Source organism: Acidisoma sibiricum (genome assembly GCF_057837225.1).
The window spans coordinates 1,010,070-1,026,517 of record NZ_CM174445.1 but is presented as its reverse complement, the minus strand read 5'-3'; the positions used below and the strand labels follow the sequence as shown (position 1 = coordinate 1,026,517).

28 protein-coding genes are annotated in these 16,448 nt (G+C 63.1%); 2 read left to right on the top strand and 26 right to left on the bottom strand.

Annotated elements, in window-relative coordinates; genetic code table 11:
• Window positions 1-175 precede the first annotated feature (175 nt).
• Together AC3G7M_RS04985 and AC3G7M_RS04980 are read left to right on the top strand one after the other, a co-directional pair.
• Window positions 176-1,957 (top strand): aminopeptidase P family protein, encoded by a 1,782-nt coding sequence (locus tag AC3G7M_RS04985; protein ID WP_489214602.1) that lies wholly within the window; start codon window positions 176-178, stop codon window positions 1,955-1,957.
• 68 nt (window positions 1,958-2,025) lie between these two features.
• A complete protein-coding gene (locus tag AC3G7M_RS04980) occupies window positions 2,026-3,102 on the top strand; it encodes a glycosyltransferase family 4 protein (protein WP_489214601.1) in 1,077 nt (358 codons plus the stop codon).
• 21 nt (window positions 3,103-3,123) lie between these two features.
• Here AC3G7M_RS04980 and AC3G7M_RS04975 read toward each other — a convergent pair whose 3' ends face one another.
• The 26 genes from AC3G7M_RS04975 to rpsG all read right to left on the bottom strand — a co-directional run bounded on the left by AC3G7M_RS04975 (window position 3,124) and on the right by rpsG (window position 16,441).
• On the bottom strand, window positions 3,124-3,915 hold the full coding sequence (locus AC3G7M_RS04975; protein ID WP_489214600.1) for an MBL fold metallo-hydrolase: 792 nt from the start codon (window positions 3,913-3,915) through the stop codon (window positions 3,124-3,126).
• Window positions 3,915-4,166, bottom strand: coding sequence for a DUF3297 family protein (locus tag AC3G7M_RS04970; RefSeq protein ID WP_489214599.1), 252 nt, complete (start codon window positions 4,164-4,166; stop codon window positions 3,915-3,917). The genes AC3G7M_RS04975 and AC3G7M_RS04970 overlap by 1 nt, the downstream gene beginning before the upstream one ends.
• 51 nt (window positions 4,167-4,217) lie before the next feature.
• Window positions 4,218-5,087: an SDR family NAD(P)-dependent oxidoreductase gene (locus AC3G7M_RS04965; protein ID WP_489214598.1), complete on the bottom strand. Its 870-nt coding sequence runs from the start codon at window positions 5,085-5,087 to the stop codon at window positions 4,218-4,220.
• A gap of 140 nt (window positions 5,088-5,227) precedes the next feature.
• Window positions 5,228-5,716 (bottom strand): 50S ribosomal protein L15, encoded by a 489-nt coding sequence (gene rplO / locus AC3G7M_RS04960; RefSeq protein WP_489214597.1) that lies wholly within the window; start codon window positions 5,714-5,716, stop codon window positions 5,228-5,230.
• A 28-nt stretch (window positions 5,717-5,744) separates the two neighbouring features.
• Window positions 5,745-5,936 (bottom strand): 50S ribosomal protein L30, encoded by a 192-nt coding sequence (gene rpmD / locus AC3G7M_RS04955; protein ID WP_227307406.1) that lies wholly within the window; start codon window positions 5,934-5,936, stop codon window positions 5,745-5,747.
• Window positions 5,926-6,501 (bottom strand): 30S ribosomal protein S5, encoded by a 576-nt coding sequence (gene rpsE / locus AC3G7M_RS04950; protein WP_489214596.1) that lies wholly within the window; start codon window positions 6,499-6,501, stop codon window positions 5,926-5,928. The genes rpmD and rpsE overlap by 11 nt, the downstream gene beginning before the upstream one ends.
• 13 nt (window positions 6,502-6,514) lie before the next feature.
• On the bottom strand, window positions 6,515-6,877 hold the full coding sequence (rplR, locus tag AC3G7M_RS04945; protein ID WP_489214595.1) for a 50S ribosomal protein L18: 363 nt from the start codon (window positions 6,875-6,877) through the stop codon (window positions 6,515-6,517).
• Entirely contained in the window at window positions 6,877-7,413 is a 537-nt protein-coding gene (gene rplF, locus AC3G7M_RS04940; protein ID WP_489215964.1) for a 50S ribosomal protein L6, read from the bottom strand. Before rplF ends, rplR begins: the two co-directional genes overlap by 1 nt.
• A gap of 13 nt (window positions 7,414-7,426) precedes the next feature.
• Window positions 7,427-7,825: a 30S ribosomal protein S8 gene (rpsH, locus tag AC3G7M_RS04935; RefSeq protein WP_227307410.1), complete on the bottom strand. Its 399-nt coding sequence runs from the start codon at window positions 7,823-7,825 to the stop codon at window positions 7,427-7,429.
• A 15-nt stretch (window positions 7,826-7,840) separates the two neighbouring features.
• Window positions 7,841-8,146, bottom strand: coding sequence for a 30S ribosomal protein S14 (gene rpsN, locus AC3G7M_RS04930; protein WP_489214594.1), 306 nt, complete (start codon window positions 8,144-8,146; stop codon window positions 7,841-7,843).
• Window positions 8,147-8,222: 76 nt separating this feature from the next.
• The gene (gene rplE, locus AC3G7M_RS04925) at window positions 8,223-8,780 is read right to left on the bottom strand and encodes a 50S ribosomal protein L5 (RefSeq protein ID WP_489214593.1); all 558 of its coding nucleotides are present in this window, start codon (window positions 8,778-8,780) and stop codon (window positions 8,223-8,225) included.
• A 12-nt stretch (window positions 8,781-8,792) separates the two neighbouring features.
• Window positions 8,793-9,113, bottom strand: coding sequence for a 50S ribosomal protein L24 (gene rplX, locus AC3G7M_RS04920; protein ID WP_489214592.1), 321 nt, complete (start codon window positions 9,111-9,113; stop codon window positions 8,793-8,795).
• Window positions 9,114-9,115: 2 nt separating this feature from the next.
• Window positions 9,116-9,484, bottom strand: coding sequence for a 50S ribosomal protein L14 (rplN, locus tag AC3G7M_RS04915; protein ID WP_227307413.1), 369 nt, complete (start codon window positions 9,482-9,484; stop codon window positions 9,116-9,118).
• Window positions 9,485-9,499: 15 nt separating this feature from the next.
• A complete protein-coding gene (gene rpsQ, locus AC3G7M_RS04910) occupies window positions 9,500-9,793 on the bottom strand; it encodes a 30S ribosomal protein S17 (protein ID WP_489214591.1) in 294 nt (97 codons plus the stop codon).
• A 13-nt stretch (window positions 9,794-9,806) separates the two neighbouring features.
• Window positions 9,807-10,019, bottom strand: coding sequence for a 50S ribosomal protein L29 (rpmC, locus tag AC3G7M_RS04905; protein ID WP_227321224.1), 213 nt, complete (start codon window positions 10,017-10,019; stop codon window positions 9,807-9,809).
• Between the two features lie 2 nt (window positions 10,020-10,021).
• On the bottom strand, window positions 10,022-10,438 hold the full coding sequence (gene rplP, locus AC3G7M_RS04900; protein WP_489214590.1) for a 50S ribosomal protein L16: 417 nt from the start codon (window positions 10,436-10,438) through the stop codon (window positions 10,022-10,024).
• A gap of 16 nt (window positions 10,439-10,454) precedes the next feature.
• A complete protein-coding gene (gene rpsC / locus AC3G7M_RS04895) occupies window positions 10,455-11,132 on the bottom strand; it encodes a 30S ribosomal protein S3 (protein ID WP_489214589.1) in 678 nt (225 codons plus the stop codon).
• A 1-nt stretch (window position 11,133) separates the two neighbouring features.
• Window positions 11,134-11,541 carry a 50S ribosomal protein L22 gene (gene rplV, locus AC3G7M_RS04890; protein WP_489214588.1) on the bottom strand — a complete coding sequence of 136 codons (408 nt, stop codon included), beginning with the start codon at window positions 11,539-11,541 and terminating at the stop codon, window positions 11,134-11,136.
• Between the two features lie 3 nt (window positions 11,542-11,544).
• Window positions 11,545-11,823 carry a 30S ribosomal protein S19 gene (gene rpsS / locus AC3G7M_RS04885; RefSeq protein WP_227307419.1) on the bottom strand — a complete coding sequence of 93 codons (279 nt, stop codon included), beginning with the start codon at window positions 11,821-11,823 and terminating at the stop codon, window positions 11,545-11,547.
• Window positions 11,824-11,827: 4 nt separating this feature from the next.
• Window positions 11,828-12,661: a 50S ribosomal protein L2 gene (rplB, locus tag AC3G7M_RS04880; protein WP_489214587.1), complete on the bottom strand. Its 834-nt coding sequence runs from the start codon at window positions 12,659-12,661 to the stop codon at window positions 11,828-11,830.
• A gap of 18 nt (window positions 12,662-12,679) precedes the next feature.
• Window positions 12,680-12,976, bottom strand: coding sequence for a 50S ribosomal protein L23 (locus tag AC3G7M_RS04875; RefSeq protein ID WP_489215962.1), 297 nt, complete (start codon window positions 12,974-12,976; stop codon window positions 12,680-12,682).
• A gap of 38 nt (window positions 12,977-13,014) precedes the next feature.
• Window positions 13,015-13,662: a 50S ribosomal protein L4 gene (rplD, locus tag AC3G7M_RS04870; protein ID WP_489214586.1), complete on the bottom strand. Its 648-nt coding sequence runs from the start codon at window positions 13,660-13,662 to the stop codon at window positions 13,015-13,017.
• Between the two features lie 10 nt (window positions 13,663-13,672).
• Window positions 13,673-14,347 carry a 50S ribosomal protein L3 gene (gene rplC, locus AC3G7M_RS04865; protein ID WP_489214585.1) on the bottom strand — a complete coding sequence of 225 codons (675 nt, stop codon included), beginning with the start codon at window positions 14,345-14,347 and terminating at the stop codon, window positions 13,673-13,675.
• A gap of 19 nt (window positions 14,348-14,366) precedes the next feature.
• Window positions 14,367-14,675 carry a 30S ribosomal protein S10 gene (rpsJ, locus tag AC3G7M_RS04860; protein WP_227307423.1) on the bottom strand — a complete coding sequence of 103 codons (309 nt, stop codon included), beginning with the start codon at window positions 14,673-14,675 and terminating at the stop codon, window positions 14,367-14,369.
• A gap of 46 nt (window positions 14,676-14,721) precedes the next feature.
• Window positions 14,722-15,912 carry an elongation factor Tu gene (tuf, locus tag AC3G7M_RS04855; RefSeq protein WP_489214584.1) on the bottom strand — a complete coding sequence of 397 codons (1,191 nt, stop codon included), beginning with the start codon at window positions 15,910-15,912 and terminating at the stop codon, window positions 14,722-14,724.
• Between the two features lie 52 nt (window positions 15,913-15,964).
• Window positions 15,965-16,441, bottom strand: coding sequence for a 30S ribosomal protein S7 (gene rpsG, locus AC3G7M_RS04850; RefSeq protein ID WP_489214583.1), 477 nt, complete (start codon window positions 16,439-16,441; stop codon window positions 15,965-15,967).
• Between the last annotated feature and the right edge of the window lie 7 nt (window positions 16,442-16,448).

Genomic DNA, 16,448 nt, shown 5'->3' with positions numbered 1-16,448 from the left:
GTATGTCCTTGGCTGAAGAAGGCCTTCCTGGTTTGTGGGGGCCATTCGTTGAACGGCGATATAGCAAGTTTGCGCTGCAGCATGATGCGGCAAGAAGCTCGATCTGACATGCAACGGAAGCATGATCACGCTAAGGTTATGACTACAGCACATATCTTTTCACGGAACCTTCGTCATGCTGTCATTTTTTGATCGTCTTTCGCGCTTACGCGACAATTTCGCCTCTGACGGCATCGACGGCGTGCTGGTCCCCCGCTCTGACGAGCATTTGGGCGAATATGTGCCGGCCTGCGCCGAACGCCTGGCCTGGCTGACGGGGTTTACCGGCAGTGCGGGCCTTGCCATCGCGCTGCGCGACGCCGCCGCCATTTTCATCGACGGGCGCTATGTCCTGCAGGTGCGCGATGAGGTTGACGGCGCGCTGTGGGACTATCGCCATATCACCGACGAGCCGCCGGCAGACTGGCTGCGCGACAAGGCCCCGGCAGGCGCCCGTATCGGCTACGATCCGCTGCTGATCGCCGAAGACGCGCTGGACCGCATCGCCCGCGCCGCACCCGCCGTCACCTTCGTGCCGCTGGCGGCAAACCCGGTCGATCGCATCTGGACGGACCGGCCGGCCGCGCCGCTCGGCGCCGTCACGGCCTACCCGGAAGAGCTGGCCGGCAAAACCGCCGCTGAGAAGCGCGCCGAAATCGCCACGCTTCTGAAGGAGGCCGGTGAGGATGCAGCGGTTATCACCGATCCGCCCTCGATCAACTGGCTGCTCAATATCCGCGGCGCCGATGTGCCCTTCGCGCCGATCGCACTCGGCTTTCTCATCCTCCGCGCGGATGCCACCGCGACCCTGTTCATGGCGCCGGAAAAGCTCGACGCAGACATCCGCGCCCGTCTTGGCAATCACGTGACGGTCGAGACACGGGATGCGCTGGCAGCAGGGCTGGATACGCTGGCGGGCAAGCGGGTGCGCGTCGATTCCAGCGCGTCACCCGTCTGGTTCGCGCAGCGCCTGCAGGCCGCCGGCGCCGAGGTGACGGCAGGCGCCGACCCCTGCGCCTTGCCCAAAGCCTGCAAGAACCCGGTGGAACAGGCGGGCGCCCGCGTGGCCCAGGCGCGCGACGCCATTGCCCTCTGCCGCTTCCTGCACTGGCTGTCGATTCAGGCCCCGACGGGCACGCAGACCGAGCTTTCGGCCGCCCAGGCCCTGCTTGATTTCCGCGCCGCCCTGCCGGAATTCAAGGAGGAGAGCTTCCCGGCCATTTCCGGCGCCGGCGAACATGCCGCCATCATGCATTACCGCGTCTCGGCGGAAAGCGACCGCGCCATTCAGCCGAACGAGGTCTATCTGATCGATTCCGGCGCCCAGTTTCTGGACGGCACCACGGATGTGACTCGCACCATCTGGACCGGGCCGGAGGCCGCGCCCGATCTGCTGCGAGAGCGCTTCACCCGCGTGCTACAGGGCCATATCGGCATCGCGACGCTGCGCTTCCCCGAGGGGCTGACGGGCGCGCATGTCGATGGTTTCGCGCGCCAGGCGCTATGGCAGGCAGGGCTCGATTTCGATCACGGCACCGGCCATGGCGTCGGCGCCTTTCTGTCCGTGCATGAAGGGCCGGTATCGCTGTCGCGCAATACCCGCCCCATTCCGCTCAAAGCGGGAATGCTGCTCTCCAACGAACCCGGATACTATCTGCCCGGCGCATACGGTATTCGCCTGGAAAACCTGCTGATCGTGCAAGCGTCCGCGGCGCGGCCCGACGGCGTGAAGCCTTTCCTGGAGTTTGAGACCATCACCTGGGCTCCCTTCGATCGCGCGCTGATCGCGCCGGACCTGCTGACCACGGCCGAGCGCCAGTGGCTGGACGATTATCATGCGCGGGTTGTGGCCGTGGTCGGGCCGCATCTGACCGGTGCCGCCGCTGCCTGGCTGCAAACAGCCTGCGCGCCGCTGTAGCCCCAGTTTTGCCAACCATCCTTCAAGTCCTGCCCTCTCTCGACAGCGGTGGCGTCGAAAGAGGCACGGTGGAAATCGTCGAGGCTCTGGTCGCCCAGGGCCATAAGGCGCTGGTTGCGAGCCAGGGCGGCCGACTGGTGGCCGCCATTGAGCGCGCGGGCGGTGAGCATGTGACGCTGCCGCTGAAAACCAAGAACCCCTGGGCGATGTACCGCCACGGCGCGGCGCTGGCGCAGCTCATCCGCGACCGGAAGGTCGATCTGATCCATGCCCGCTCCCGCGCGCCGGCCTGGTCGGTGCTGCGGGCCAGCCGGCTGACCGGCGTGCCCTTCATCACCACCTATCACGGCGCCTATTCCGATACCTCGCGCGCCAAGCGCCTTTACAACAGCGTGATGGTGCGCGGCGCGCTGGTGATTGCCGCCAGCGGCTTCATCGCGAACCTGATCCAGCAGCAGCATGGCGTGCCGGCCGAGCGCATCCGCCTCATCCCGCGCGGAGTCGATCCGCTGGTCTTCGACCCCGCCGCCCAGCTCGGCCTGCGCGTGGCGAAGCTCGCGACCGCCTGGGGCCTGTCGGAACAGGCGAAGGTTGTGCTGCTGCCCGCGCGCATTTCCCGCTGGAAGGGGCAGAGCGTGCTGATCGCGGCCCTCGCCGAACTCGGCCGCGCCGACGTCGTCGCCGTCTTCGTGGGGTCAGACCAGGGCCGGCACACCTATGTGCGCGCATTGCTGGACCAGGCGGCCGCCCTTGGGGTCACCGCGCAGATCAAGTTTTCCGGTCATTGCGCGGATATGCCGGCTGCGCTGATGCTGGCCGATGTTGTTGTCAGCGCATCGACTGAGCCCGAGGCCTTCGGCCGCGCGGTGATCGAGGCCCAGGCGATGGAGCGCGTCGTCATCGCGGCCGACCATGGCGGTGCCGCGGAAACGGTGGAGCATGGCGAGACCGGGATTCTGGTGCCGCCCGGCGATGTTGCCGCGCTGACGGAGGCGCTGCGGGCGACCTTCGATGCGTCACCGGCGGACCGGCAGGCAATGGGCGAACGCGCCCGCGCCTCCGTGCTCGCGCATTACACCATCGGCGTTCTGCAAGACGCCACCTTGGGCGTTTACGAGGAAGTTCTGGCCCAACGCATGCGGTAGGGATGCCGCTTTGACCGCACATCAGGACTCCAGCCGAAACCCTTCGCCGTCGGCGACCACGCGCAGGAAGCCGTCGATATGGCCGCCGCCGACGCGCAAGCCTGCGGCCGCGGCATAGGCCAGAACCTTCCGGCGGCTTTGCCAGGCCAGATCCCGGTCGGTGTCGTAGAACAGCCCGACGCGCGGATCGCGCGGCTGGACATCCGCGATATGGAGGGCATCGCCCCAGAGCAGAATGTCGCCCTCCGCTGTGGCGAAACGGTAGCCGGTATGGCCCGGCGTATGACCGGGCAACGGCAGCGCGGTGATACCGGGATGCGCCTCCTCGCCGTCGAAGACATCAATGCGGCCGGCATAGACAGCCAGGAGCCTGGCCGCGATGTCGAAGGCAGCCCGCCGACCCTCGGGCATCGCGGCGCGCGCCGCGTCATCCGTAAAAAAGGCGAGGTCAGCCGCGGGGACGGAAATGCGGGCGCGCGGGAAATAGGCTGCCTCGTCCGCGAACAGGCCAAGCGCATGATCGCCATGGATATGCGTGAGGATCACACGATCGACGCTCTCGGGCGCCATGCCCCCGGCGGCGAGAGCCGCGCGGGCATGGCCGAGAGCAGGGCCCCAGGCTGGGCCAGTGCCGGCGTCAACGAGAATGACCTCCGCGTCCCGGCGCAGCAGGAAGCAATTGACCGGGACGACCGTCCCTGCCCCCGCCTTCTCCGCCCGGATATGGGCCCCCTTGGCCTCATCCCCGACATAGAGAAACATCGCCGCCGGGATCTCAAAAATACCGTCGAGCAGCCGCGTGATGGTGAACATCAGACCTCTTCAGGCTCATCCCGGAAATAGGGCTCAACCAGGCCGTTCATTTTCATCGTCAGCGGATTGCCATGACGATCGACCGACTTGCCGACCGAAAGCCGCACCCAGCCCTCGCTGACGCAATATTCTTCGACATTGGTCTTCTCGACGCCCTTGAAGCGAATGCCGACGCCACGCTGCAGCGCGGCCTCGTCAAAAAAGGGGCTTTTCGGATTGACGGAAAGACGATCGGGCGGCGTGTCAGTCATGGGTCGGGCCTTTGGAAGAAAGCGAAGACAAGCGGTGGATGGGCAGACGACTCACAGGCCCTTCTCAGCGAGATAGGCTTTGAAAGCATCGGCATAGTCGGGATGCCAGCGCGACAGCGGCGGCCGGTTCTCGGTGATATCCCCGGCGGCCCATAGCATGCGGGCATTATCGAGATCGCGGCTGACGTCATTGTCCGGGCAGAGGATATAGAAATCTCCTGCCGCGATACGGTCCGCCATGAAGGACACGACCTGTTCGGAGGTCCAGGCGCCGGCCGGCTTTTCGGTGGCACCACCAGCGCGGGTCAGACCGGTATAGGTGAAGCCCGGAATCAGAAGATGGGCCTGAACCTGGCACCCGGGCTGGCTGCGCAGATCATGGGCCAGCGCCTCGGTCACCACTTTCACGCCCGCCTTGGAGACGTTGTAGGCGGTATTGCCCGGCGGACAGGTGATGCCCTGCTTGGACCCCGTATTGACGATGATCGCGGGCTTGCCTTGGGCGATCATCGCGGGCGCGAATGCCTGGACACCATGGATGACGCCCCAGAGATTGACACCGATAATGCCGTCCCAGACGGCCGGATCACCGAACAGCTGGCCGGGACCTTCACGCCCGGCATTGTTCATCAGGAAATCGACCGCGCCGAAACGCTCATAGGCGCTGGTCTGCAGCCGCTCCACCGCCTCGCGCCGGCTGACATCGGTGGGCACGGCCAGGACCTCGACCTTGTATTGCCCGGCCAGACGGTCGGACGCCTGCAGCAGCGCCGCCTCATTCACATCAGCCAGGACCAGCTTCATGCCATGGGCCGCGCAGAAATCGGCGGTGGCAATGCCAATGCCGCTCGCGGCCCCGGTGATGACGGCGACCTGGCCGGGCTGAAAGACGGTTGAGAAAACTGAATTCGATTGGGTCATGCTGGTGTCCCTGTTCCGGTTGCAGGCCGAAATCTTCTACCGCAGATCGACCGGTCCGCCGATGCCGGCGGCCATCACATAGAAGAAGGGCGCCGAACCAGGTTCGACGCCCTTCTGACATCCAAGTCCACGATCGCCGATTACGCGGCGGGCGCGGCTTCCGGCGTTTCGCCGATGATCTCGACGCGGCCACCGGCCGCCTCGATCGCGGCCACCGCAGAAGCGGAGGCGCCGGAGACGGAGACGGTCAGCGCGCGGGTCACCGCGCCACGGCCCAGCAGGCGAACGCCCGAGACCTTGGCATGGCTGACGACGCCGGTCGCGAAGAGGGTCTCTTCGGTGATCGTCTGGCTGCCGTCGAGCACGCCCGCCTTCACCGCATGCTCGAGCAGGTCGAGATTCAGCGGCGCATAGACTTTGCGCGAGATATTGCGGAAACCGCGCTTCGGCAGACGACGATAGATCGGGAGCTGACCGCCCTCGAACCCGTTCAGCGCCACGCCTTCACGCGCCTTCTGACCTTTGACGCCTTTGCCAGAGGTCTTGCCCTTGCCGGAGCCGATACCGCGGCCAAGCCGCTTCGACTTCGGACGCGCGCCGGCATTATCGCGCAGTTCATTGAGCTTCATGGTTTCAATCCTCAAGGTCTGACCGAAGTCAGACCTTTTCCTCAACCTTCACCAGATGGGCGACCTTACGGATCATGCCGCGCACGGAAGGAGTATCCTCCAACTCGCGCACACGGCCGATCTTGTTAAGGCCGAGACCGATCAACGTCGCCTGCTGGCCGGGCTTCTGCCCGTTGCCAGAGGTGATCTGCTTCACAATAACGGTGCGATCAGACGGCATCGGCGACCTCCGCGGTCTCGCGCTTGCCCAGAATATCCGACACCTTCTTGCCACGACGGGCGGCGACGGAGCGGGGGCTTGCGCAGTTCTGCAAGGCGTCGAACGTCGCCTTGATCATGTTATGCGGGTTGCGGCTGCCCATAGACTTCGCGACGACGTCGCCAATCCCAAGGGTTTCCAGCACCGCACGCATCGGGCCACCGGCGATGATACCCGTGCCGGCCGGGGCCGAGCGCAGGATAACCGCACCAGCGCCGTAGTGACCCAGCGCATCGTGATGCAGGGTCCGGCCTTCCTTCATCGGCACGCGAATCAGGTTACGCTTCGCCCGTTCCGTCGCCTTGCGGATCGCTTCCGGCACTTCACGCGCCTTGCCGGCGCCGAAGCCGACGCGGCCTTTCTGGTCACCCACCACCACCAGAGCGGCGAAGGCGAACCGACGGCCACCCTTCACCACTTTGGCGACGCGGTTGATGGTCACCAGCTTGTCGATGAACTCGTCACTGTGTTCGCGGTCACGCTCACGTCCGCCGCGGCCACCACCTTCTCTCGGTTCCCGTGCCATTGCTTCGTTCCCCTTAGAAGGCCAGACCGCCCTCACGGGCGGCATCGGCCAGAGCTTTGACGCGACCGTGGTAGAGATAGGACCCACGATCGAACACAACTTCCTTCACGCCAGCGGCAAGAGCGCGTTCGGCGACGAGCTTGCCCACAGCGGTCGCAGCGTCGGTATCGGCACCGGTCTTGAGATCCTTGCGGAGTTCGAGATCGATGGAGGACGCGGCGGCGAGCGTACGGCCCGCCACATCGTCGATGACCTGCGCATAGATGTGCTTGCTGGAACGAAACACCGACAGCCGGACCCGGCCACCGGACTTCTGGCGCAGCTGGAAGCGCAGACGCTCCCGCCGACGCACCCGGAGATCCTGGTTCGCGCTCATTACTTCTTCTTACCTTCTTTACGGCGGATGGTCTCGTCGATGTATTTCACGCCCTTGCCCTTATAGGGCTCCGGCGGACGCTTCGACCGAATTTCGGCAGCAACCTGGCCGACCAGCCGTTTGTCCACACCCTCGACCTTGATCATCGTCGGCTTCTCGCAGGTGATCTTGATCCCTTCCGGGATCGGATAGACCACATCATGCGAATAGCCGAGGTTGATCACCAGGTTCGGACCCTGAACGGCGGCACGATAACCGGTGCCGGTCACTTCCATGGTCTTCGAGAATCCCGTGGACACGCCTTTGACCATATTGGCGACGAGGGCACGGGTGGTGCCCCACATCATGCGGGCGGGCGCAGCCTTGGTCTTCGGCGCAACCGAGACATGGCCATCGGCCACACTTGTTTCGACGAGTTCGGCGCTCAGCGGCAGCGTGAGCGTGCCCAGCTTGCCCTTCGCCGTCAGGATGTTATTGGCGATAGCCACATCAACCCCAGAGGGGATGGTGACCGGATATTTACCTACGCGCGACATTCCCCAGCCCCCCTTAGAAGACCCGGCAGAGGACTTCGCCGCCAACATTGGCAGCGCGAGCCTCCTGATCGCTCATCACGCCACGCGGCGTGGAGAGGATGGAGACGCCGAGACCGCTATAGACCCGCGGCAGCTCCTTGATCTTCGAATAAACGCGACGGCCCGGACGGGAGACGCGAGTGATCTCCTTGATGACCGGCTGGCCCTCGTTATACTTCAGCTCGATGCGAAGCTGAGCGACACCCGGACGAAGCTCTTCGGTTGAAAAGCCGCGGATATAGCCTTCACGCTTCAGCACATCGAGAACATTGGCGCGCAACCGAGAGCTGGGCGCGACGCAAACAGTGTGATTGGCTCGCTGCGCATTACGAATGCGCGTGAGCATATCCCCTAAGGGATCTGACATCGACATAGGTGATCCCTTTCCTTACCAGCTCGCTTTAACCATGCCGGGGATCTGCCCGGCGCTGGCAAGGTCCCGCAACGCGATACGGCAGAGGCGGAACTTGCGATAGTTGGCGCGGGAGCGACCCGTCAGCTCGCAACGCAGACGCACGCGCGTGGCCGAGCCATTGCGCGGCAGCTGCGCCAGTTTCACAGACGCCTCGAACCGGTCTTCCACGGGGATGCTGCGATCGGAAACAACCGATTTCAGCGCCTCACGCTTGGCCTTATCACGAGCGGTCATCCGCATACGCTTGGCATTGCGGTTGACCTGGGAAGTTTTGGCCATCCTATTTTACCCTCCGGAACCTATCGGCCGACCGCCTTGCGGAGGCCGTGGTTTTCCAAATCTCGACTTGTTAAGCTCAGTTCGCGAAGGGAAGCTCGAAGCCCTTAAGCAGGGCCTTGGCTTCCGCATCGGTCGTCGCAGTCGTCACGAAGACGATGTCCATGCCCCGGATCGCGTCTACCTTGTCGTAGACGATTTCCGGGAAAATGATCTGCTCCTTCACGCCCATAGCAAAGTTGCCACGGCCGTCGAAACCCTTGCCGGTAATGCCGCGAAAGTCGCGGACACGCGGCAGCGCGATCGTCACCAGACGATCGAGGAATTCGTACATCCGGGCAGAGCGCAGCGTGACCTTGCAACCAATCGGCAGACCCTTGCGGATCTTGAAGCCCGCGATCGCCTTTTTGGCAACCGTCTTGACCGGCTTCTGGCCGCTGATCAGCGTCATTTCGCCATAGGCGGCTTCCAGCTTCTTCTGGTCGGCCGCTGCTTCGCCCACGCCCATGTTCAGGACGATCTTTTCCAGACGCGGCAGCTGCATGGTGTTCTTGTAGTTGAACTCCTCCTGCAGCTTGGCCCGGACAACGTTATTATAATGTGCCTGCAGACGCGGCAGTGCGTTAGCTTCGCTCACCCTCTAGCCTCCTCAGCTTTCGATGAGAGCGCCGGTCTTCTTGGCAACACGGACCTTGCGGCCGTCTTCCAGAATCCGGAACCCCACCCGGGTCGGCTGATCGCTTTTGGGGTCGATCAGCTTCAAATTAGACAGATCGATCGCACGCTCACGCCGCACGAGACCACCCTGCTCACCCATACGGGTGGGCTTCTGGTGCTTCACGACGACAGCGACACCTTCGACGACGGCACGGTTCAGCTTCGGCAGAACCTGCGTCACTTCACCGCGCTTGCCCTTGTCAGAGCCGGAGATGACGAGAACGCGGTCGCCCTTACGAATACGCGCGGCCATGATCAGATCACCTCCGGCGCGAGGCTGATGATCTTCATGAACTTGCGGGCGCGCAGCTCGCGCACGACGGGCCCGAAGATACGCGTGCCGATCGGCTCGTTCTGCTTGTTGATCAGAACGGCGGCATTGCGGTCGAAGCGGATGGCGCTGCCATCGGCCCGGCGCACCGGATAGGACGTGCGAACGATCACCGCCTGATGAACGTCGCCCTTTTTGACCTTACCCCGAGGAATCGCGTCCTTGACGGCAACCACGATCACGTCGCCGACGGAAGCGGTCTTACGCTTCGAGCCACCGATGACCTTGATGCACTGAACGCGACGCGCGCCGGAATTATCGGCGACATCGAGATTGGTTTCGGGATGAATCACTTACTCTATCCCCTCTTAGGCCTGAGCCGAAGCGGCAGGCGCTTCAGTGATTTCGATCGGAGCGGACAGGTTCACACCATTCCGCTCGATCACCAGCCAGGCCTTGCGCTTGCTGATCGGAGGACATTCCTCGATCCGCACCATGTCGCCCGGCTTGCACGTATTGAGTTCGTCGTGCGCAGCATAACGCTTCGAACGGCGAATGAACTTCTTGTAGAGCGGATGCATGACGCGACGTTCGACCAGGACCGTTACGGTCTTGTCCATTTTATCGCTCACCACCCGCCCTGACAGGACGCGCTTAGACATCGCCCTTATCTCCTCAGGCTTTGGCGGAAGCGCGTGAGCGCTCCGCAATAATGGTTTTCACACGAGCGATCTCACGTCGCACAACACGCACGCGCCCGACACTCTCGGACTGGCCCGTAGCACGCTGGAACCGAAGGTTGAACTGCTCACGACGCAGGTCTACCAATTGGGCTTCCAGCTCATCCGCGGTCTTCGCGCGAATGTCGGTCGCAGACTTATTGGCCATAATCACGCCTCCCCGATACGGGTGACGAATTTGGTCTTGATCGGCAGCTTGGCGGCCCCGAGCGTCAGCGCTTCCTGCGCGATCTCGTTGGAGACGCCATCGATCTCGAACATGATGCGGCCAGGCTTGACCCGAGCCACCCAGAACTCGGGATTGCCTTTACCGGAGCCCATGCGGACTTCGGCGGGCTTCTGAGACACCGGAACATCCGGGAAAATCCTGATCCACACGCGGCCGGCGCGCTTCATGTGACGCGTGATCGCCCGGCGAGCGGATTCGATCTGACGCGCGGTGATGCGCTCGGGCTCCAGGGCCTTGAGGCCGAAAGCACCGAAGGTCAGCTGCGTGTTACCCTTGGCGAGGCCGTGGATACGGCCCTTATGCGCCTTGCGGTATTTTGTGCGCTTGGGAGAAAGCATTGTCCGTGTCCAATCCTTACCGCTGCGGCGCCTGTTCGGCGGCCTTGCGGTCCTGTGCCATCGGATCTTGGGTCAGGATCTCACCTTTGAAGATCCAGACCTTCACACCGCAGGTCCCATAAGTCGTCTTCGCCGTAGCAACACCATAATCAATGTCAGCGCGCAGCGTATGCAGCGGCACGCGGCCTTCACGGTACCATTCCATCCGCGCGATTTCGGCGCCGCCGAGACGGCCGCCGCAATTGATGCGGATGCCCTGGGCGCCAAGGCGCATGGCAGACTGAACGGCACGCTTCATGGCGCGGCGGAAAGCCACGCGGCGCTCCAGCTGCTGCGCGATATTCTCGGCAACCAGCGTCGCGTCGATCTCAGGCTTGCGGATCTCCATGATATTCAAGGAGACTTCGGCCTTCGCCATGTTGGTCAGGTCCTTACGCAGAACCTCGATATCCTGGCCCTTCTTGCCGATCACCACGCCGGGGCGGGCGGCATAGATGGTCACGCGCGGCTTCTTCGCCGGACGCTCGATCACCACGCGGGACACGCCCGCGCCGGAGAGCTTCTTGCGAAGATGCGCGCGCAGCTTCAGATCCTCATGAAGCAGCTTCGCGTAGTCCTTACCGGCGTACCAGCGGCTCTCCCAGGTACGGTTGATGCCGAGGCGAAGGCCGATCGGATTGACTTTATGACCCATGTTACACGGCCTCCTGCTCAGGCGTCGCGACAGCTTCCTGCGCACGCTCGGCAACGACGATCTTCAAGTGGCTGAACCACTTCTCGACGCGGGCGGCGCGGCCACGGCCACGCGCATGGAAGCGGCGCATGACGATGGAACGGCCAACCTCAGCCTTGGTCACCACCAGACGATCGACGTCGAGCTGATGGTTGTTCTCGGCATTGGCAATGGCGCTCTGCAAAGCCTTGCGGACGTCGTTCGCGATGCGGCGCTTGCTGAAGGTCAGCTGCGCCACGGCGACGGCCGCGGGCTTGTTGCGGATCAGAGCGGCGACAAGGTTTAGCTTACGCGGGCTGACGCGAAGATTGCTTATCAGCGCCTGCGCTTCGGTCTCTCCAAGAGACCGGGGATGTTTCGGCTTGCTCATCGATCAGCCCCGCTTCGCCTTCTTGTCGGCCGAATGGCCGGTGAAGGTCCGTGTCGGCGAAAATTCGCCGAACTTGTGCCCCACCATATTCTCGTTGACCTGGACGGGCAGGAATTTGTGCCCGTTGTAGACGCCGAAGGTGAGCCCAATGAACTGGGGCAGAATCGTGGACCGGCGGGACCAGATCTTGATGATTTCGTTGCGGCCGGAGGCGCGTGCCGCCTCGGCCTTGTTCAGGAGGTACCCGTCTACAAACGGGCCTTTCCAAACGGAGCGTGACATGGACTCAGCCCTTGCTCTTGTTGCGCCGGCGGATGATCAACTTGTCCGTCCGCTTGTTAACGCGCGTCTTGTAACCCTTGGTCGGCTTGCCCCACGGCGTCACCGGATGACGTCCGCCCGAGGTCCGGCCTTCACCACCGCCATGGGGGTGATCGACCGGGTTCATGACGACGCCGCGGTTATGCGGGCGACGTCCAAGCCAGCGGGAACGACCAGCCTTGCCGATGTGGATGTTCGAGTTGTCCGGGTTGGACACGGCACCAATCGTGGCCATGCACTCAGCGCGGACGACGCGCAGCTCACCCGACATCAACTTGATCTGGGCATAGCCGGCATCCTTGCCGACGAGCTGAGCGAAGGTCCCGGCGGAGCGCGCGACTTTGGCACCCGCACCCGGCTTCATCTCGATATTATGAATGATCGTGCCGACCGGGATCGCCGCGAGCGTCATCGCATTGCCCGGCTTGATGTCGGCGCGCAGGCCGGAAACGACCTGGTCACCCACAGCCAAACGCTGCGGCGCAATGATATACGCAAGTTCACCGTCCTGATACTTGATCAGGGCGATGAAGGCCGTACGGTTCGGGTCATACTCGAGCCGCTCGACCGTACCCGGCACGTCATACTTGCGACGCTTGAAGTCGACGATGCGGTAGCTCTGCTTATGTCCACCGCCCCGGAAACGCACCGTGGTGTGGCCATGATTGTTGCGGCCGCCGGACGAGGTCTTGCCGACCGTCAGTCCCTTAACCGGCTTGCCCTTCCACAGACCTTCGCGGGACACCATGACGGTGCCGCGGAGGCTCGGGGTGACGGGATTAAATTGCTTCAGCGCCATGATCTATCCCCAAGAGCCTTAGGTAAGGCTCGTCGTGAAGTCGATCGACTGGCCGTCGGCCAACTGAACGATCGCCTTCTTGACATCCGCACGCTGGCCAGGACGGCCACGGAACCGCTTCGTCTTGCCCTTCGTGACCAGGGTGTTCACACCCAGAACCTTCACGCCGAACAGGGTCTCTACCGCCGTCTTGATCGCCGGCTTCGTGGCGTCGAGCGACACCCGAAACGAGACCTGATTGCGCTCACCAAGGGCTGTCGCCTTTTCGGTGATCACCGGGCTGCGGATGACCTCGTAGATCGCCTCGCGGGACATTTTCTCAGCGCGCTTGCGCGCATTGAAACCGGGGGTGCTCATGCTGCGATCTCCGCCGCGACGGCGGCCTTGTCAGCCAGGCGCGCCGTCAGACCTTCCAAACCGGCCGAGGTCACGACCAGCAGCTCATGGCGCAGAATGTCGAGGACATTGGCGCCGACCGTCGGCAGCACGTCCACGCCGATCAGGTTGCGGCTGGCGCGCAGGAAACCCGCGTCCACATCCGCATCGATGAACAGAGCGGAGGTCCAGCCCAGCGCCCGCAGCTTGGTCGCGAGATCCTTGGTCTTCTCAACGCCGGCCGCGGCATCGATCACCACCAGCTTGCCTTCGGCCTGCTTCTGAGACAGGGCGGAGATCAGGCCGAGGCGACGCACCTTTTTCGGCAGGTCATAGCCATGGTCGCGCACGACCGGACCGTGCACGATGCCACCGGTGCGATACTGCGGCGAACGCAGGCTGCCCTGACGGGCGTTACCCGTGCCCTTCTGGCGGAACGGCTTCTTGGTCGTGCCCGAAACCTCGGACATGCCCTTCACCTTGTGGTTGCCGGAGCGGCGACGCGCCTGCTGCCAATGCACCACACGCGCCATGATATCGGCGCGCGGGGCGGTGCCGAAAATCTCGTCAGCCAGCTCCACGGAGCCGGCCGAGCCATTATCAAGAGTTTTAATATCGATCTGCATGTCGCAATCCTCAGCCCACCAGCGCGGCGGGATAGGCAGCGTCCGCAGGCCGCGCACGCTTAATCGCGTCACGCAGCAGCACATAGCCACCAACGGCACCCGGAATAGCGCCCTTCACCATAACCAGCCCGCGCTCGACATCGATGCCCGCGACCTCAAGGTTGAGGGTCGTGATGCGCTCGCCACCGAGGTGACCCGCCATCTTCTTATTCTTAAAGGTCTTGCCGGGGTCCTGACGGTTACCCGTCGAACCAAGGCTACGATGGCTGACGGACACGCCATGGCTTGCTTCCAAGCCGGCGAAGTTCCAGCGCTTCATGCCACCGGCGAAGCCCTTACCCTTAGAGATGCCAGCGGCATCCACTTTCTGCCCGACCGAGAAATGGGCCGCGGAGATCACGGAACCCGGTTCGAGGAGAGCATCCTCGGCCACGCGGAATTCAACAATCTTCTTCGCAGGCTCAACCTTGGTCTTGGCGAAATGGCCACGATTCGGCTGGCTGACGTTCTTCACCTTGGCAAGCCCGAAGCCCAGCTGGACAGCGGTATAGCCATTCGACTCTTGCGTACGGGTGGACACCACCCGCACCTGGTCGAGGTGCAGAACAGTGACGGGAACATGGCTCCCATCATCTTTGAAAAGCCGAGACATGCCCAGCTTCTTGGCGATCACTCCGGTGCGCATAGAGGCGGTCTTTCCAGGCTCAGATCTTGATCTCGACATCGACGCCCGACGCAAGGTCGAGCTTCATGAGCGCATCCACCGTCTGCGGTGTCGGCTCAACGATATCGAGAAGGCGACGATGGGTCCGAATCTCGAACTGCTCGCGGCTCTTCTTATCAACATGGGGGGAACGGTTCACAGTGAACCGTTCAATGTGCGTGGGCAACGGGATCGGGCCGCGAACCCGGGCACCTGTACGCTTCGCCGTGTTCACGATCTCCTTGGTGCTCGCATCGAGCACGCGGTGATCATACGCCTTCAGGCGAATGCGGATGTTTTGATTGTCCATCGTCAGGCTTCCAGTTTCGCGGCTTCAATCTCTTCCTAGCGCGGTCTTACGCGGTCACACTCGCAACCACGCCGGCGCCGACGGTGCGGCCACCTTCGCGGATCGCGAAACGCAGACCGTCATCCATGGCGATCGGCGCAATCAGCTCAACATCCATCGACACGTTGTCGCCGGGCATCACCATTTCCGTGCCCTCGGGCAGGGAGACGACGCCGGTCACGTCCGTGGTGCGGAAGTAGAACTGCGGGCGGTAGTTGGTGAAGAACGGCGTGTGACGGCCACCCTCTTCCTTCGTCAGAATATAGGCTTCGGCCTTGAACTTGGTGTGCGGCGTGATGGAGCCGGGAGCTGCCAGAACCTGGCCGCGCTCGACGTCTTCACGCTTCGTGCCACGCAGCAGCGCGCCGATGTTGTCGCCGGCCTCGCCCTGATCGAGCAGCTTGCGGAACATCTCAACGCCCGTGCAGATGGTCTTCACGGTGTTCTTGATGCCGACGATTTCGACATCGTCGCCAACCTTCAGGATGCCGCGCTCGATACGGCCGGTGACGACGGTGCCACGGCCAGAGATCGAGAACACGTCTTCAATCGGCATCAGGAACGGCAGGTTACGCGGGCGTTCCGGCTGCGGGATGTAGCTGTCGACCGTCTCCATCAGCTTCAGGATGGCCTGCTCGCCGATTTCGGGGGTCTTGTCCTCGAGAGCGGCCAGAGCGGAACCCTGGGTGATGGGGATGTCGTCGCCCGGGAACTGGTAGGACGAGAGAAGTTCACGAACTTCCATCTCCACAAGCTCCAGCAGCTCGGGATCGTCGACCATGTCGACCTTGTTCATGAACACCACCAGCGCCGGCACGCCAACCTGGCGGGCGAGCAGAATGTGCTCACGCGTCTGCGGCATCGGGCCGTCGGCAGCGGACACGACCAGGATCGCGCCGTCCATCTGGGCAGCACCCGTGATCATGTTCTTCACGTAGTCAGCATGGCCAGGGCAATCGACATGCGCGTAGTGACGCGCCTTGGTCTCGTACTCGACATGCGCGGTCGAGATCGTGATGCCACGGGCGCGCTCTTCCGGCGCCTTGTCGATCTGGTCGTAGGCGGTGAAGGTCGCGCCACCGGACTTTGCCAGCACTTTCGTGATGGCCGCCGTTAGCGAGGTCTTCCCATGGTCAACGTGACCAATGGTGCCGATGTTGCAGTGAGGCTTGTTACGCTCAAATTTGGCCTTAGCCATCGTCTTCTCTCCGTGAGCCGACTTGCTACCGACGTGTCAGGCTGAACTAATGTTACCAGCGATAGTGGCTGAAAGCCTTATTGGCTTCGGCCATACGATGGGTATCTTCACGCTTCTTCACGGCGGCGCCGCGATTGTTGACCGCATCCAACAGCTCGTTGGACAGACGGTCTTCAAGAGTGTGCTCGCCGCGCTTGCGGGCGGAGTCGATGATCCAGCGGATCGCCAGAGCCTGGCGACGCTCGCTGCGGACTTCGACGGGCACCTGATAGGTGGCACCGCCAACGCGACGCGACCGCACCTCGACGGTGGGCTTCACATTGTCCAGCGCCTCGTGGAACATGCGCACGGGATCGGCGCCATTGCCGCCACGACGCTTCAACGTATCCAGAGCACCATAGACGATGCTTTCCGCGGTGGACTTCTTGCCGTCATACATCAGCACGTTCATGAAACGCGTGATGACGACGTCGCCGAACTTCGCGTCCGGGAGAATTTCGCGCTTAACCGCGCGGTGACGACGACTCATGAACTAG

Bases quoted from the DNA above. Each gene is read 5' to 3' on its own strand.
- rpsC (WP_489214589.1), bottom strand. From the start codon at position 11,132: ATGGGTCATAAAGTCAATCCGATCGGCCTTCGCCTCGGCATCAACCGT.
- tuf (WP_489214584.1), bottom strand. From the start codon at position 15,912: ATGGCTAAGGCCAAATTTGAGCGTAACAAGCCTCACTGCAACATCGGC.
- rplR (WP_489214595.1), bottom strand. From the start codon at position 6,877: ATGAGCGCGAACCAGGATCTCCGGGTGCGTCGGCGGGAGCGTCTGCGC.
- rplB (WP_489214587.1), bottom strand. From the start codon at position 12,661: ATGGCGCTGAAGCAATTTAATCCCGTCACCCCGAGCCTCCGCGGCACC.
- rplV (WP_489214588.1), bottom strand. From the start codon at position 11,541: ATGAGCAAGCCGAAACATCCCCGGTCTCTTGGAGAGACCGAAGCGCAG.
- rpsE (WP_489214596.1), bottom strand. From the start codon at position 6,501: ATGGCACGGGAACCGAGAGAAGGTGGTGGCCGCGGCGGACGTGAGCGT.
- rpsG (WP_489214583.1), bottom strand. From the start codon at position 16,441: ATGAGTCGTCGTCACCGCGCGGTTAAGCGCGAAATTCTCCCGGACGCG.
- rplD (WP_489214586.1), bottom strand. From the start codon at position 13,662: ATGCAGATCGATATTAAAACTCTTGATAATGGCTCGGCCGGCTCCGTG.
- AC3G7M_RS04875 (WP_489215962.1), bottom strand. From the start codon at position 12,976: ATGTCCCGCGAGGCGATCTACGAGGTCATCCGCAGCCCGGTGATCACC.
- AC3G7M_RS04975 (WP_489214600.1), bottom strand. From the start codon at position 3,915: ATGTTCACCATCACGCGGCTGCTCGACGGTATTTTTGAGATCCCGGCG.
- rpsH (WP_227307410.1), bottom strand. From the start codon at position 7,825: ATGTCGATGTCAGATCCCTTAGGGGATATGCTCACGCGCATTCGTAAT.
- AC3G7M_RS04970 (WP_489214599.1), bottom strand. From the start codon at position 4,166: ATGACTGACACGCCGCCCGATCGTCTTTCCGTCAATCCGAAAAGCCCC.
- rplP (WP_489214590.1), bottom strand. From the start codon at position 10,438: ATGCTTTCTCCCAAGCGCACAAAATACCGCAAGGCGCATAAGGGCCGT.
- rpsQ (WP_489214591.1), bottom strand. From the start codon at position 9,793: ATGTCTAAGCGCGTCCTGTCAGGGCGGGTGGTGAGCGATAAAATGGAC.
- rpmC (WP_227321224.1), bottom strand. From the start codon at position 10,019: ATGGCCAATAAGTCTGCGACCGACATTCGCGCGAAGACCGCGGATGAG.
- rpsJ (WP_227307423.1), bottom strand. From the start codon at position 14,675: ATGGACAATCAAAACATCCGCATTCGCCTGAAGGCGTATGATCACCGC.
- rpsS (WP_227307419.1), bottom strand. From the start codon at position 11,823: ATGTCACGCTCCGTTTGGAAAGGCCCGTTTGTAGACGGGTACCTCCTG.
- rplC (WP_489214585.1), bottom strand. From the start codon at position 14,347: ATGCGCACCGGAGTGATCGCCAAGAAGCTGGGCATGTCTCGGCTTTTC.
- rpsN (WP_489214594.1), bottom strand. From the start codon at position 8,146: ATGGCCAAAACTTCCCAGGTCAACCGCAATGCCAAGCGTATGCGGATG.
- rplX (WP_489214592.1), bottom strand. From the start codon at position 9,113: ATGGCCGCGCGTATTCGTAAGGGCGACCGCGTTCTCGTCATCTCCGGC.
- AC3G7M_RS04965 (WP_489214598.1), bottom strand. From the start codon at position 5,087: ATGACCCAATCGAATTCAGTTTTCTCAACCGTCTTTCAGCCCGGCCAG.
- rplO (WP_489214597.1), bottom strand. From the start codon at position 5,716: ATGAAGCTCAATGAACTGCGCGATAATGCCGGCGCGCGTCCGAAGTCG.
- rpmD (WP_227307406.1), bottom strand. From the start codon at position 5,936: ATGCCGTCTGATCGCACCGTTATTGTGAAGCAGATCACCTCTGGCAAC.
- rplF (WP_489215964.1), bottom strand. From the start codon at position 7,413: ATGTCGCGCGTAGGTAAATATCCGGTCACCATCCCCTCTGGGGTTGAT.
- AC3G7M_RS04985 (WP_489214602.1), top strand. From the start codon at position 176: ATGCTGTCATTTTTTGATCGTCTTTCGCGCTTACGCGACAATTTCGCC.